This window comes from Arthrobacter sp. UNCCL28 (genome assembly GCF_900102805.1).
In the GTDB taxonomy this organism is placed as follows: domain Bacteria; phylum Actinomycetota; class Actinomycetes; order Actinomycetales; family Micrococcaceae; genus Arthrobacter; species Arthrobacter nicotinovorans_A.
In genome coordinates, this window is record NZ_FMWE01000009.1 from 69,429 (window position 1) to 83,420 (window position 13,992).

Below are 13,992 nucleotides of genomic sequence, written 5' to 3' on the forward strand. Positions count from 1 at the left end.
ATCCCCCACCCCTCCGGCCAACCCTCTCGCACATCCCCCACCCACTTCCCCACGCTCAGCTCTTGACGTCCCGATAGTTACCGATATATCGTTAGCTATCGCCGATACTTCTTCGGTGATTCACACAACCGAAAGGACGATGCTGCTATGAAAGGCATCAACGAAAACAACAACTCATTCCCTGAGCACGACCACGGTCATCCCGAACACGGGCATGGCAGAGGCCGCTTCAATCGAGGCAAAGGCCGGCGTGGTCCGGGCGGTCACGGTGGTGGCGGATTTGGTCCAGGCTTCGGTACGGGCGGTTTCGGCCCAGGTTTTGGCCCCGGCTTCGGACCAAGGGGCTTCGGTCCCGGCGGTTCACGTCGAGCCAACCGTGGCGACGTCCGGGCAGCGATCCTCTCGCTCCTGGCAGAGGCCCCGTCCAACGGCTACGGCCTGATCAAGACCATCGCGGAGAAGACATCCGGTGCCTGGCGTCCCAGCCCCGGCTCGGTCTACCCCACGCTGCAGCAGCTGGTGGACGAGGAACTGATCGTCGCCGTCGGCGAAGGCCGCCGCACCGAGTTCACGCTTACTGACGACGGCAAGGCATACGTCGCCGAGCACGAGGAAGAACTTGCCAACGCCTGGAACACCGAGGCCGATGGAACAGGGGCGGCCTTCCACCAAAGCGTCGGCAAGCTCATGGGAGTCATCCACCAGTTCCGCTCAGCGGCTACTGAGGAACAGCGCCAGGCAGCGATCGAAAAGCTCGACGAAACCCGCCGGGCGCTCTACCTGATCCTGGCCGACTAGTGCCTGCTGAAATCCTCTTGACCTTGACGTAACGTCAACCTCTACTGTCGAAGTACAAGCACAGAACGGGGGACGCATGGACTGGTCAATCCAGGAAATCGCCAGGATCGCAGGAACAACCAGCCGCACGCTGCGTCACTACGACGACATCGGGCTGCTGAAACCAAGCCGGACCGGTCATAACGGCTATCGCTACTATGACGGTCCGGCGCTGGTTCAGCTCCAGCGCATCCTCCTGCTCCGGGAACTCGGACTTGGCTTGCCGGCCATCGCCGAAGTACTGGATCGCGAGACGGACACCGTCAAAGCGCTGAGCAGCCATCTGGAGTGGCTCGCACAGGAGCAGGACAGGCTGACCCGGCAGATCGCCTCCGTTCGGCAAACCATCGACACAATGAAAGGGGATGGAAAGTACATGGCACAGGACATGTTTGACGGCTTCGACCACACTCAGTACAAAGACGAGGTGGAGGAGCGCTGGGGCAAGGACGCCTATGCCGCCAGTGATTCATGGTGGCGCGGGATGAGCGCAGACCAAAAGCAGGAATGGAAGGACCGCGTCCAGAGGCTTGGTACGGACTGGATGTCCGCAGCAGAGTCCGGAGTTGCACCTGACAGTACCGAAGCGCAGGACCTGGCTCGCCGCCACGTCGAGTGGCTCAGCGGCATCCCGGGAACCCCGACGGCGGTACCTGGCGGAGACGTCAAAGGTTACGTCACGGGACTCGGTGAAATGTATGTAGCGGACCCCCGGTTTGCGGCCAATTACGGCGGGGAAACGGGAGCGTCATTCGTCAGGGATGCCCTGCGGATCTATGCCGAAAAGAACCTCTAGGCGCTCAGGATGCGGTGACCGGGGTTAGGCAATAGTGTGGCGGAATGGGTACAAGCACCGCGAAGTCCGGCCAACAGGTAGACAGACAGAAGCGCATTCTCGAAGCGGCACTGGAGCTGCTGTCCCGCCACGGCATTTCGGGCATCAACATGCGGGCTGTGGCACGCGAAGCCGGCGTCGCACTAGGGCTGGTCAATTACTACTACGAAGACAAATCGAGTTTGATCCGCGCGGTGCTCCACCAGATCGAAGAGCATGACCTCCTGCTGGTGGAGCCGTCGCCTACCTCAACCCCGGACGAACAACTCCGCGGCTCCCTTCGTCGCGTTGCCGACCCGGGGCTCCTGACCACGCCATATCTTTCACTTCGCCTCCACTTGTGGGCCCTCGCCCAAGCCGACGAGGAGTTTGCCCGGATCAACGCCGCAGCCTTTGACAGGTATCTGCAAGGGCTTGCGGCATTGATCGGCAATGCCATTCCCGGGCTGTCCCCTGATGAGGGCCGGGAGCGGGCGGCCGACATCGTGGTGGTGCAGAACGGGATGTGGCTCACCACCCTCCTGGGGATCGACAAGGCAGCAATCGAGCGCGGAATTGCCCGCACCGAAGAGATTGCTTTCGCGCCTTCGCAGCACCAGCCCGGGTCCTAGCCCTCCGGAAGAAACGACGACGGCGGCAGCACCGCCGTCGTCGTCTGCCTTCCAAGGCGCGCCCATGGGCAATTCCGAGGTGACAACGCTGTCCAACTCGTTCTATTTCTTGGCATCAAATTCGAATGCCGCCCAGACCGTTGACTTGTCCAATGGACATATCGTAGCTTTCCTAGCACTGACAACGTTGTCTATTTGGGGATAGGCACGCGCGATGAAGGGCGCCTGGAAGACCATGACTAAATCAACGATGAATAGGGTGCGGGCAGCGACGTCTGCGCTAACGCTGGCGGGCCTGACGCTTTCGGGCATCATGGCCGGTGTTGCTCCGGCCTCTGCGGCATCGGAAGTGGGAAGCGAAGAGTTTCGACCTGCTTACCACTACACCCCCGCGAAGAATTGGATGAACGACCCCAACGGGATGGTTTTCCATAAGGGCGTTTACCACCTGTTCTACCAGCACAACCCTTCCGGGAACACATGGGGAAATATGTCATGGGGGCATGCGACCTCGAAGGACCTGGTGCACTGGGAGGAGCAGCCCCTTGCCCTCTCCACGGATGCGCAGGAGGACGTCTTCTCCGGCAGCATAGTGGTTGATAAAGACAACACATCGGGCTTCGGGACCAAGGAAAACCCGGCACTGGTAGCCATCTACACCAGCGCCTATAAGGAACCTTCCCCGTACCGCGGCCTGCAGGCCCAGTCCCTGGCCTACAGCGTCGATGATGGCCGGACGTGGACCAAGTACTCGGGAAACCCTGTGCTGAACCGCAATTCAGCCAACTTCCGGGACCCGAAGGTGTTCTGGTACGACAACCCGTCCGGCGGCGGCTACTGGGTCATGACGGCTGTCGAATCACAGGATCACAAGGTTGTCCTCTATAAGTCCAGCAACCTCAAGGACTGGACTGCCCTGAGCGAATTCGGGCCCGCCAACGCCAACGGCGGGCAGTGGGAATGCCCGGATCTGTTCCCGCTGGCGGTGGATGGGGACAAGAACAACATCAAGTGGGTCATGGTGGTCAATATCAACCCTGGCGGCGTCGCCGGAGGCTCGGCCGGTCAGTACTTCGTGGGGAACTTTGACGGCACCACCTTCACTTCCGAAACCACCGAGCCAGCGGCCGAGGCACCGGCCGGCACGCCCCTGGCAGGCTTCAACGACGGCACCTATAACGGCTGGGCCCTCAACAACGAGGCAGGCAACTGGAAGAACGGGCCTTTCGCTGACACTCCCGCTGGGGGCTCCCTGCCCGGGCAGAGTCCAGTGACCGGATTCGCCGGACCAGGGCTGATCAACTCATTCAACGACGGCGATTGGCCCATGGGTTCCATGCAGTCACCAACGTTTACGGTCACCGACGACTACCTGAACTTCCTCGTCGGCGGCGGCAAGCACCCCCGCGTCTCGGACAAACTGGACAACACCCCGCCCCCGGGAGAGTTGAAGTTTGACGGCTTCGAGGTTCCCGACGGCACAACGCTGGCCACTGCCGGCTGGACCGGAACAGGCGATCTGACCCCCAATTTCCAGCCAGCCACCAGCGGCGGGGATTACTACATCGGCGCCAAGAGAATCAACACGTTCGAAACCGGCGCCGTGCCCGGCGACGACCGCCAGGGCACCCTTACCTCCCCCACCTTCCCGATCACAAAGAACTTCATGTCCATGCTGGTGGGAGGCGGCAACCGTGCGGCGGACTCCGGCCAGACCCTGGCCGTTCAGCTGCTCGTCAACGGCAATGTGGTCCGCTCCCTGGCGGGTGACAATGCGGGATTGCTGAACTGGAAAGGCTGGGACGTCTCGGAGTTCGCGGGACAGAATGCCCAACTGCGGATCGTTGACGAAGCTACGGGCGGGTGGGGCCACCTGACCCTTGACCACGTCATGCTTACGGACACCGCCGCGGTCCTCCGGTCCGACGAGGAGACGGTGAACTTGGTGGTCAACGGACAAGTTGTCCGTAGCACCACCGGCAACGACAGTGAAAGCCTGGATTGGGCCTCATGGGATGTGAAGGAATTCGTCGGCCAACAGGCACACATCAAGGTGGTCGACAACAACAGATTCGGGTGGGGGCACATTCTCGCTGACGAGTTCACGGCCAGCTCCACGGCAGCCAAGTCCCGGCTGGAGTCCTACGACTGGCTGGACTACGGCCGTGACTACTACGCGGCAGTGTCCTTCTCCAACATGCCCGATAACAAGCGGGTCATGCTCGGCTGGATGAACAACTGGGATTACGCCAACAACATCCCCACCAACCCTTGGCGCAGTGCGATGTCGCTGCCCCGGGAGGTGCAGTTGACCCAGACACCTGACGGGCCACGCCTGGCCCAAAACGTGGTCAAGCAAGTGGACAAGCTCGCGAAAAAGCCCAGCTACACGGACAAGAAGGGCGGCGCCATCAAGGCCGGAACAACCCCGCTGCCCGCGTCCGCATCAGGTCAGGTACAACGCGTCGACATCACTTTTGCGCCCGGCACGGCGAAAAAGTCAGGCATCACAGTACTGGGCGACGGCAACTCCTCCACCGTCATCGGCTACGACTCCAGCACCGGGAAGGTCTTTGTTGACCGCACAAAGTCCGGAAACACCACTTTCCATCCGGCCTTCCCTTCGATTGAGGACGCCCCTGTCACCCTGGATAAGAAGGGCAATGTCACCCTGCAGGTGTATGTGGACCGCTCATCGGTGGAAGTATTCGCTGGTGACGGCCTCCGGACCATCACCGATCAAGTATTCCCCAACCCCGGAGCGGACAAGATGGCGCTCTTCGCGGAGGGTGGAACTGCGCAGCTGAAGTCCCTCACCGTGACCCCCATGGAAGGGTCAATGTTCCTTCCGGGAAAGAAGTAACACTCCCCGCATGACAAAGAAGGCGGCCGGCATTTGCCGGCCGCATTCCTTTGCATCATGGCTATGCCAGTGGTTTCAACCAGGTCAGCTCAGAGCCATTGCCTTCGATGTGTTCGGCCAGTTCCGCATTGAACTCCCGGCCGTAATCGGCACCGATGTGCTCCTGGAATGCTTGCTCGTCCTTGTAGACCTCAAAGACAAAGTACTCGCGCGGGTTGGTTTCCCGCGTGTAAGGCAGGAACATCACGTTCCCCGGTTCGTTCCGAACGTGCTCCGTGAGCGTAGCCATCATTTCCGCGACGCGGGATTCACTGCCTTCCTTGACGGTGAACTCTGCATACAGTGTTTTGGTCATAGCCAGTCCTTTACTTGGTTGCTGTGGGATTGTTTTTCTTGCCTGGAGGAGTATCTGTCCGGATCAGCTGAGGGGACGGATTTCACCGGAGCCACGTTGTATCAATTCGGTGGGGATGACATAGGTCCGGGCGGGGTTCGCGTCGCCGTCGATCCGTGCAAGGATCCGCTCAGCTGCAAGCTTGCCGATGCGTTCAGGGTGCTGGGCGATCACGGTGATCCCGGGGTCCATCATGTCGGCCAGCGTGAAATCATCGAACCCGATGAGGGCAATCCTGTGATGCAGTCCAAGGGCTTTAAGGGCCCGCATTGCGCCAAAGGTCACCAGGTTCTGACTGGAGAAAATCGCCGTCGGAGGGTTTTCCGAGGTGAGTAGTTCGTGAGCGGCCCGAAAGGCGGTTTCCTCATCGTGAAGGTTCTCCCGAACTGCGACACCGGAGGTGGAAATGCCTGCACGCCCGACGCCGTCCAGGAATCCCGTCCGGCGCTTCCCGGCAGTCTGGATATCCGTCCGGTCACCAAGGTAGGCCAGCTGGGTATGTCCGTGCTCGATGAGGTGGGCCGCCGCGTTTGCCGCACCGACTTCGTTGTCAGTGACTACCGCGTCAGCTTCGATACCCGCCGGCTCACGGTCAATGAATACCAGTGGCAGGTCCCGGGAGTGCTCCGGGATCATGTAGGCCTGGCTCTTGGCAATGGTGGTCAGGACAAGCCCGTCAACCCTGCGGCCCAGGAAAGCTGAAATAAGCTTCTTCTCCCGCTCGGGATCGTCATCCAGGCTGGCGGCGAAGACGGCAATTCCGCGCACAGCCAGGGCGTCTTCCATGGCCCTGTGGATTTCTCCACTGAACGGGTTGGACACGCTCGGGAGCAGCAGGCCTATGGACTGGGTCTTGCGTCCGGAGCGCTTGAGGCTGCCCGCGGTGATGTCCAGTTGGTACTGCAGTTGTTCGGTGGCCCGGATGACGCGCTGCCGCGTGGCCTCGGAGACCCCCGGCTCGTCGTTGACTACGCGGGAGACCGTCTTGATCCCAACGCCGGCAAGATCCGCCACGTTCTTCATCGTTGGGCGCTTGCGCCCGGAATCCGGTTGGTAACGATTAGACACCGTTGTCAACTTGCTGCTCCTCACCTTGATTTAATACTTGACTCTATCGTGTGAGCTTGCTTACATGTTACCTGACAACGTTGTCAGCCGCAGAAGATGCGCCGCCAACAGCCACAAAAACAGGAGTTTCAATGTTGAGTTCCACAGTCAAGCAGTCCGCCCGGACCCGCCTTCTTGCCGCCGGCGCAGTCCTGACGCTCGGCGCACTTAGCCTCACAGCCTGCGGAGGCGGCTCCACCCCTTCAGCCAGTGGGGGCTCCGATGAAAAGATCGGCGTTTCGCTGATCGTCAAGACCACGTCCAACCCGTTCTTCGTTTCCATGCAGGATGGCGCGAAGAAGGCTGCAGAGGCCGACGGCGTCGACCTCAAGCTTGCTGCCGGCAAGGCCGACGGCGACGAGGACACCCAGATCCAGGCTATTGAAAATGCTATTTCCAAGGGTGACAAGGGAATCCTCATCACCCCCAACGGCCCGTCCGTCGTCGATGCCCTGAAGAAGGCCAAGGACGCCGGCCTGTTCGTTATTGCGCTTGACACTCCCCCGGACCCGGCCGACGCCGCGGACATCACCTTCGCCACGGACAACTTCAACGCCGGCGAGCTGATCGGCAAGTGGACCGCTCAGCAACTGGCGGGCAAGAAAGCCGTCATCGCCCTCATTGACCTCTTTGACGACAAGGTGGTCTCGGTGGATTACAACCGCGACCAAGGCTTCCTGACCGGACTGGGCATCGACACCGCGGATAAGAAGAAGAACGGCGACGAAGCCAAGACCGGAAAATACACCGGCGGCAAGGGCGGCGAGTACGAGATCGTCGGCAGCCAGGCATCCCAGGGCGCCGAAGACGGTGGACGTACGGCAATGGAAACCCTGCTGGCCAAGAACCCCAATGTCAACGTTGTCTACACGATCAATGAGCCGGCTGCAGCTGGCGCCTTCGAGGCCCTGAAGTCCGCCGGCAAGGAAAAGGATGTCCTGATCGTCTCCATTGACGGCGGCTGCACCGGCGTAAACAACGTCAAGTCCGGCGTGATCGGCGCAACTGCGCAGCAGTACCCGGTCAAGATGGCCGAGCTGGGCGTAAAGGCAATTGTTGACCTGGCAAAGACGGGTAAAAAGCCGGCCAACTCCGAGGGCCTGGACTTCTTCAACACCGGGGTGGAGCTGGTCACTGACAAGCCCGCCGATGGCGTCAAGAGCATCACCACCACCGAAGCATCCCAGATCTGCTGGGGCAAGTAACCCCATTCCACCCCGGGGAGGCGCACCAAGCAGCGCCTAAAGCAGCGCACCAAGCAGCGCCTCCCCGGGTACCAGCAGTTACAGAACATGGAAGTTCAGGAGCAACCTAAAGTGACCCAGCAACAGACCGCCGGCCCCCCGAGCGCCGGGCATGCTGACTTGGCCGAGGAATTCCTTGACCGACAGACCCCCCTCAGCAAAATCCGCAACATCCTCCACCGCTACCCGGCCCTCAGCCCGGCCATTGTCCTGCTGATCGCCGTGGTTGTCTTCGGGCTCCTCAATGACCGCTTCCTCCGCGTTGAGAACCTTTCCCTGATCACCCAGCAGGTTGCCGTGGTCGGCACCCTGGCAATCGCCCAGACCTTGATCATCCTGACAGCGGGAATCGACCTCTCCGTGGGCGCAGTGATGATCTTGTCGTCCATGGTGATCGCGCAGCTTGCCGTCAGCAACGGCCTCCCGGGTCCCATTGCGCTGTTGGCCGGCCTCGTCGTCGGGCTCGGTTCCGGTGCCCTGAACGGGTTCCTGGTAACAAGGTTCCGGCTGCCCCCGTTCATCGTCACGCTGGGAACACTGAACATCTTCATCGCTTTGACGCTGCTTTACTCCGGCGGGAGCACCGTGCGTGGCTCGGCAATGCCGGACATGCTCACCTGGCTCGGAAGCACCTTGCCGATCGGGCCAGTCCGGATCTCAACCGGCGTGGTCATGATGCTGCTCCTGTATGTGGCCGTTGCCTTCATCCTGGGCAAGACCGCCTGGGGACGGCACGTCTACGCTGTGGGTGATGACAAGGAAGCGGCCCGCCTCGCCGGCATTCCCGTCAACCGGGTCCTGATGAGCGTCTACCTTGCCGCGGGTGCAGTCCTGGCTGTCGGTGCCTGGATCCAGATCGGCCGCACCAACGCTGCCAGCCCGAACGCCGGCGTCGATTTGAACCTGGACTCCATCACCGCCGTCGTGATTGGCGGCACCAGCCTCTTCGGCGGGCGCGGCTCGATCTGGGGCTCGTTGCTCGGAGCGCTGATTGTTGGTGTATTCCGCAACGGCCTGTCCCTCGCCGGCCTGGACGTCCTCTATCAGACCCTCGCTGTAGGCATCCTGATCATCATTGCCGTTTCCGTCGATCAGTGGATCCGAAAGGTCAAGTCATGACCACCACAGAATTTGAAGCTCCCCGCACCGAAACCCGCGAGCCCATCCTCAAAGCCAGGAACCTCGTCAAGACGTTCGGCCGCGTTGTAGGTCTCGACGGCGTCAGCCTGGACCTCTACCCCGGCGAAGTCCTGGCCGTCATCGGCGACAACGGCGCCGGTAAGTCCACGCTCATCAAATGCCTTACGGGCGCCGAAGTTCCCGACACCGGGGAGCTTTTCGTCTCCGGTCAGCAGGTCCACTTCAAACGGCCCCAGGACGCCCGCGTCCACGGCATCGAGACCGTCTACCAGAACCTTGCCGTTTCACCGGCCCTGGACGTTGCCTCGAACCTGTTCCTCGGCCGCGAAGAGCGTCTCCCCGGACCACTGGGAAGCCTGTTCCGGATGCTCGACACCAAGGGCATGCGACGGAAAGCCAAGGAAGAACTGACACGGCTGGGCATCTCCACCCTGCAGGATGTCACCGTACCGGTGGAGAACCTTTCCGGTGGCCAGCGTCAGGCCGTTGCGGTGGCCCGTGCAGCGGCGTTCGGATCCAAAGTGGTGGTTCTCGATGAGCCGACAGCCGCTTTGGGTGTCCGTGAATCCAACCAGGTGCTCCAACTGGTCCGGGACCTCCGCGACCGCGGCCTGCCGGTTATCCTGATCAGCCACAACATGCCGCATGTGTTCGATGTTGCAGACCGCATCCACATTCAGCGCCTGGGCAAATGCGCGGCGACCATCACCCCGCAATCCCACACCATGACCGACGCCGTCGCCATCATGACAGGTGCGGCAAAAGCCTGACGGCCGCACCGGGCTTTCCGTTCCACACGGAACCCCTGTCCCCGTCCGCGGACCTGCCACCAGGTCCGCGGACGGATCCATCCCTGCCGCCCCACCGATCAGGCGGCAACCCGACGAAAGAACCAAGATGCACAACCCTTACCCGGGCGGATCAGCCCAAAACCCACTGGACGTCCTCGTTATCGGCGAGGCCTTGGTGGACATTGTGAATACCCGGGAAGGACGCATCAGCTACCCTGGCGGGTCACCCGCCAACGTCGCCTACGGCCTGGGCCGCCTCGGGGTGCCCACCGGGCTGCTCACAGCGATCGGCGAGGACGAACACGGCGCCGCCATCACGTCCCACCTTCACAGCGCCGGTGTCCAACTGCTTCCCGGATCTACTTCCCTCACGCGCACCGCCACAGCCACCGCCACCCTCGCAGCGGACGGCTCGGCCAGCTACGAGTTCGACATCTTGTGGGAACTCCCACCCGTGGCACCAGCCATGATCCCGAAAGTCCTGCACACCGGATCCATCGCCACGTTCCTCGCCCCGGGAGCGGCCAGCGTACGAACCCTCCTTGAGCAGAGCCACGACTCATGCCTGGTCACTTACGACCCCAACATCCGTCCAGCGCTCCTTGGCAGCCATGCTGAGGCACAGCAGACATTTGAGGACCTGCTCCCCCTCATTGACGTCATCAAACTCAGCGACGAGGACGCGCAGTGGCTCTATCCCGAGTCCTCGCCGGACGACGTCGCTTCCCGCCTGCTCAACCACGGCGCCCGGATGGCCGTCATCACCCGTGGTGCCGAAGGTGCACTCCTTGCCACTCCGGGGGCGCGCGCCACCATTCCCTCTGTGAAGACCAACGTCGCGGACACCATCGGTGCCGGTGACTCCTACATGGCCGCCCTCATCTTTGAGCTGCTGGCCCGGGGTGAAAAGGCGTTTGCACCAACAGCCCTCGGCGACATCGGACAAACAGCAGCCGTGGCCGCAGCGATCACCGTCAGCAGGCCCGGCGCCAATCCTCCTACCTCCGCTGAACTTCAAGCGCGTTTGGAAGGGCTTAAACAGCAGCCGCTGGCCGTCGTCTAAGCCGGGGCAGAACTCCCCATGGCACTGCTGCGGGCCGACGCCTACGATGTCAGTGGACCACTCGGTCCCCTTTAGTCACTTTTTTGGGGAAAAGGACCATACCCATGCCGTTGCAGCGACGTGCCGCCCACCATCCGATTCGAAGTACGCGGCAGGGGGTGTGGGCCATCCTGACGGCAGTCGTCCTGGTGGCTGCGGGCCTCTTCGCCGGCGCTGCGCCCGCTTCGGCCGCGACGTACACCTTCAAGGGAGTCGTCAAGGGAAAACTGACAGCCACCGCAACGGCAACTCCGCTGGGCGACGTCTGGGTGGGTGCATACACCAACGACGAACGGGCCTCCTACGTGGCCGGCGCCTGGTCCGCTGCCGATGGCTCGTACAGTTTCACCGTGCCTGCGGCCGGCAGCTACAAGATCTGGACAACCTGCAGCACCGGGCCCTGTTCGGCCACCTACGCGGATGAGTGGAACGGCAACCAGTCCAGTTCCTACGGTTCGACGCCGGTTGCCGTCACCGACGCTGCCCCCACCACCACTTTCAACCCGCAGTTGGAAGCCTTCGGCAGCATGACCGGCCGGGTCACCAATAAGGCCGGCCAGCCACTGACTGCTGTGTCCGTTTCAGCCTCGCCCAACAACGGCGGACAGATCAGCAGCACCAAGCCCGATGCCAACGGCAACTTCACCCTGACAAAGATCCCGCCCAACCAGGCATACATCAGCGTCCGGGACGAGTCCGGCCAGCGCCTCTACCTGGAGCAATACTGGACCGGCACGGCAATGGTGGATACCTACACCGTTGCCACCGTCCCCGCGGGGGTCAAATGGACCAACGTGAACTTCGTCCTCAAGGATGAAACCGTCATGGAGGCCACCGTCGTCGATCCCGCGGGTGCGCCGATTGCCGACGTCGGCTACAGCCCGTACGTCTACAACGACGCAACTGCAGCATGGGAAGGTCCCCAAATGGGACCGCTGACCTCGGACGCGCAGGGCAAGATCTACTGGCGCATGACAGTAGGCAGGAAGTACAAGCTCTGCGTCTCGGACACTTTCTACGAGGGCGCACCCCGCGAAAAGCGATACAAGGCCGAGTGCTATGACAACACTGCCACGCTGGACACGGCCACCGTCCTGACGGCAACTGCTGCCGGACAGCGCATCAAGCTGACCATGCAGCTGGACGTTGCAGGGTTGTCGCTGACACCTGACAGGCCGTTTGTTTACGGTTCAGCCCAGGCCGGACAGAAACTGACGGTCGATCCCGGCGTTTGGGGTCCGGCTCCGGTGACGCTCGCCTACCAATGGCAGCGTTCCAAGGACGGCGTAGTCGCCCAAGACATTCCCGGCGCCACCACCACTGTCTACATTCCCACTGCCGCCGATGCCGGCTACGACATCTGGGCCAAAGTCACCGGGACCAAGACCGGCTATGCCTCCTACACCACCTCGGTTCATGGCGGTAAATCCGGTGCCGAGGCTGTCACGGCTTCGAAGCCCTTCACCCTTCTGGGTACGCCGGTCGCTGGGAACACCCTGACCGTTGACCACGGAACCTTGACCCCTGCACCTGATTTTGGCCCCTACTACGACTGGTTCGTCAACGGCGTGCAGGACCATAGGACCAATGGCCCCACGTTCCTTCTCCAGGCTTCCGACGCCGGCAAGAAAGTCACGGTACGGCTCAGCGTCCACGACTGGCCGTTGCAGCCCTACTATGGCCAGGCCAGCGTCACTGTCGCCGCAGGGACCCTGACTGCTCCTGTTCCCACCGTTTCCGGAACAGCGAAAGTTGGCTCGACGCTCACCGCTGTTCCCGGGACATGGGGATCTGCCCCGGTGACGCTGGCCTACCAGTGGTTCCGCAGCGGTGTCGCCATCACAGGTGCCACGTCAGCTACTTACGCCTTGGCTGCCGCGGATCTGGGCAAGACCATGACCGTCAGGGTCACCGGAACCAAGACGGGATTCACGACGACGGCGAAGACTTCCGCTGCGACCGCAGCCGTCGCGGCGGGCACGTTGACCGCACCGGTGCCGACCGTATCCGGAACAGCGAAAGTTGGCTCGACGCTCACCGCTGTTCCCGGCGCATGGGGACCTGCCCCGGTGACGCTGGCCTACCAGTGGTTCCGCAGTGGCGTTGCGATCACAGGTGCCACATCGGCCACCTACGCATTGACTGCCGCCGACTTGGGCAAGACCATGACCGTTCAGGTCACTGGCACCAAGGCCGGATTCACCACCGCGGCCAAAACCTCCACTGCCACTGCTGCCGTGGCGGTAGGCACACTGACCGCTCCCACCCCGACGATCTCCGGGACGGCAAAGGTGGGCTCTGCCCTCACAGCTGTTCCAGGGGCGTGGGGACCGGCTCCCGTAACGTTGGCTTACCAGTGGTACCGGACTGGTGTTGCCATTACCGGGGCTACGTCAGCCAGCTACACATTGACTGCCACCGATCTTGGTAAAACCATGAGCGTCCGGGTCACCGGCACCAAGGCAGGGTTCACGACGGCGGCCAAAACCTCCGCGGTCACCGCGGCCGTGGCGGTGGGAACCCTGACCGCGCCGACGCCGACGATCTCCGGGACGGTGAAGGTGGGCTCGACGCTCACGGCAGTGCCAGGAGCCTGGGGCCCAGCCCCCGTGACTCTGGCCTATCAGTGGTTCCGGAGTGGCGTCGCGATCACGGGTGCCACCTCAGCTACTTACGCATTGACTGCCACCGATCTCGGCAAGACCATCACTGTCCGGGTCACGGGAAGCAAGACCGGATTCACGACGGCGGCCAAGACCTCCGCGGCGACTGCGGCCGTGGCGGCGGGCACGCTGACCGGGCCCAGCCCCACCATCGCTGGTACCGCGACCGTGGGTAGCACGCTCACCGCGACCCCCGGTGTGTGGGGTCCGGCGCCTGTCACCCTGACGTACCAGTGGTTCCGGGGCAGCACTGCGATCACCGGCGCCACCGCCCAGACGTACAAACTGGTTGCCGCGGACAAGGGGAGCGCCATCAAAGTACGCGTGACCGGGACCAAAACTGCTTACACCGCATTGGCCCGCTACTCTGCGGCCACTGCCCTGATCGGCTGATGTTGTCAATCT

Annotated in this window: 11 protein-coding genes; 9 read left to right on the forward strand and 2 right to left on the reverse strand. The window is 62.3% G+C overall.

What is annotated here, in order from left to right; translation table 11 throughout:
• Positions 1 to 147: 147 nt before the first annotated feature.
• From BLQ01_RS19510 to BLQ01_RS19525, 4 genes are all read left to right on the forward strand, one after another.
• Positions 148 to 798: a PadR family transcriptional regulator gene (locus BLQ01_RS19510; RefSeq protein WP_091553762.1), complete on the forward strand. Its 651-nt coding sequence runs from the start codon at positions 148 to 150 to the stop codon at positions 796 to 798.
• A 76-nt stretch (positions 799 to 874) separates the two neighbouring features.
• Positions 875 to 1,633: a MerR family transcriptional regulator gene (locus BLQ01_RS19515; protein WP_091553763.1), complete on the forward strand. Its 759-nt coding sequence runs from the start codon at positions 875 to 877 to the stop codon at positions 1,631 to 1,633.
• Positions 1,634 to 1,677: 44 nt separating this feature from the next.
• Positions 1,678 to 2,283, forward strand: a complete 606-nt coding sequence (locus tag BLQ01_RS19520; protein ID WP_026542285.1) for a TetR/AcrR family transcriptional regulator — start codon at positions 1,678 to 1,680, stop codon at positions 2,281 to 2,283.
• Between the two features lie 235 nt (positions 2,284 to 2,518).
• Entirely contained in the window at positions 2,519 to 5,146 is a 2,628-nt protein-coding gene (locus BLQ01_RS19525; RefSeq protein WP_254779541.1) for a GH32 C-terminal domain-containing protein, read from the forward strand.
• Between the two features lie 61 nt (positions 5,147 to 5,207).
• Here the strand turns inward: BLQ01_RS19525 and BLQ01_RS19530 are convergent, their stop codons facing one another.
• Both BLQ01_RS19530 and BLQ01_RS19535 read right to left on the reverse strand, forming a co-directional pair.
• Entirely contained in the window at positions 5,208 to 5,501 is a 294-nt protein-coding gene (locus tag BLQ01_RS19530) for a putative quinol monooxygenase (protein ID WP_026548146.1), read from the reverse strand.
• Between the two features lie 63 nt (positions 5,502 to 5,564).
• Positions 5,565 to 6,563, reverse strand: coding sequence for a LacI family DNA-binding transcriptional regulator (locus BLQ01_RS19535; protein WP_091553769.1), 999 nt, complete (start codon positions 6,561 to 6,563; stop codon positions 5,565 to 5,567).
• A gap of 176 nt (positions 6,564 to 6,739) precedes the next feature.
• Here BLQ01_RS19535 and BLQ01_RS19540 point away from each other — a divergent pair, with 176 nt between their 5' ends.
• The 5 genes from BLQ01_RS19540 (at position 6,740) to BLQ01_RS19560 (ending at position 13,980) form a co-directional block, all read left to right on the forward strand.
• Positions 6,740 to 7,852 (forward strand): substrate-binding domain-containing protein, encoded by a 1,113-nt coding sequence (locus BLQ01_RS19540; RefSeq protein WP_026548148.1) that lies wholly within the window; start codon positions 6,740 to 6,742, stop codon positions 7,850 to 7,852.
• A gap of 111 nt (positions 7,853 to 7,963) precedes the next feature.
• Positions 7,964 to 9,010, forward strand: coding sequence for an ABC transporter permease (locus tag BLQ01_RS19545; RefSeq protein WP_091553770.1), 1,047 nt, complete (start codon positions 7,964 to 7,966; stop codon positions 9,008 to 9,010).
• Positions 9,007 to 9,801, forward strand: coding sequence for an ATP-binding cassette domain-containing protein (locus BLQ01_RS19550; protein WP_091553772.1), 795 nt, complete (start codon positions 9,007 to 9,009; stop codon positions 9,799 to 9,801). The genes BLQ01_RS19545 and BLQ01_RS19550 overlap by 4 nt, the downstream gene beginning before the upstream one ends.
• Before the next feature lie 127 nt (positions 9,802 to 9,928).
• Complete coding sequence (locus BLQ01_RS19555; RefSeq protein WP_091553832.1) at positions 9,929 to 10,885, forward strand: carbohydrate kinase family protein; 957 nt, start codon at positions 9,929 to 9,931, stop codon at positions 10,883 to 10,885.
• Between the two features lie 104 nt (positions 10,886 to 10,989).
• Positions 10,990 to 13,980 (forward strand): carboxypeptidase regulatory-like domain-containing protein, encoded by a 2,991-nt coding sequence (locus BLQ01_RS19560; protein WP_091553774.1) that lies wholly within the window; start codon positions 10,990 to 10,992, stop codon positions 13,978 to 13,980.
• Positions 13,981 to 13,992: the final 12 nt, after the last annotated feature.

Excerpts from the sequence above, each read along its gene's own strand:
- BLQ01_RS19510 (WP_091553762.1), top strand. The coding sequence starts at position 148 with ATGAAAGGCATCAACGAAAACAACAACTCATTCCCTGAGCACGACCAC.
- BLQ01_RS19515 (WP_091553763.1), top strand. The coding sequence starts at position 875 with ATGGACTGGTCAATCCAGGAAATCGCCAGGATCGCAGGAACAACCAGC.
- BLQ01_RS19520 (WP_026542285.1), top strand. The coding sequence starts at position 1,678 with ATGGGTACAAGCACCGCGAAGTCCGGCCAACAGGTAGACAGACAGAAG.
- BLQ01_RS19525 (WP_254779541.1), top strand. The coding sequence starts at position 2,519 with ATGACTAAATCAACGATGAATAGGGTGCGGGCAGCGACGTCTGCGCTA.
- BLQ01_RS19530 (WP_026548146.1), bottom strand. The coding sequence starts at position 5,501 with ATGACCAAAACACTGTATGCAGAGTTCACCGTCAAGGAAGGCAGTGAA.
- BLQ01_RS19535 (WP_091553769.1), bottom strand. The coding sequence starts at position 6,563 with ATGAAGAACGTGGCGGATCTTGCCGGCGTTGGGATCAAGACGGTCTCC.
- BLQ01_RS19540 (WP_026548148.1), top strand. The coding sequence starts at position 6,740 with ATGTTGAGTTCCACAGTCAAGCAGTCCGCCCGGACCCGCCTTCTTGCC.
- BLQ01_RS19550 (WP_091553772.1), top strand. The coding sequence starts at position 9,007 with ATGACCACCACAGAATTTGAAGCTCCCCGCACCGAAACCCGCGAGCCC.
- BLQ01_RS19555 (WP_091553832.1), top strand. The coding sequence starts at position 9,929 with ATGCACAACCCTTACCCGGGCGGATCAGCCCAAAACCCACTGGACGTC.
- BLQ01_RS19560 (WP_091553774.1), top strand. The coding sequence starts at position 10,990 with ATGCCGTTGCAGCGACGTGCCGCCCACCATCCGATTCGAAGTACGCGG.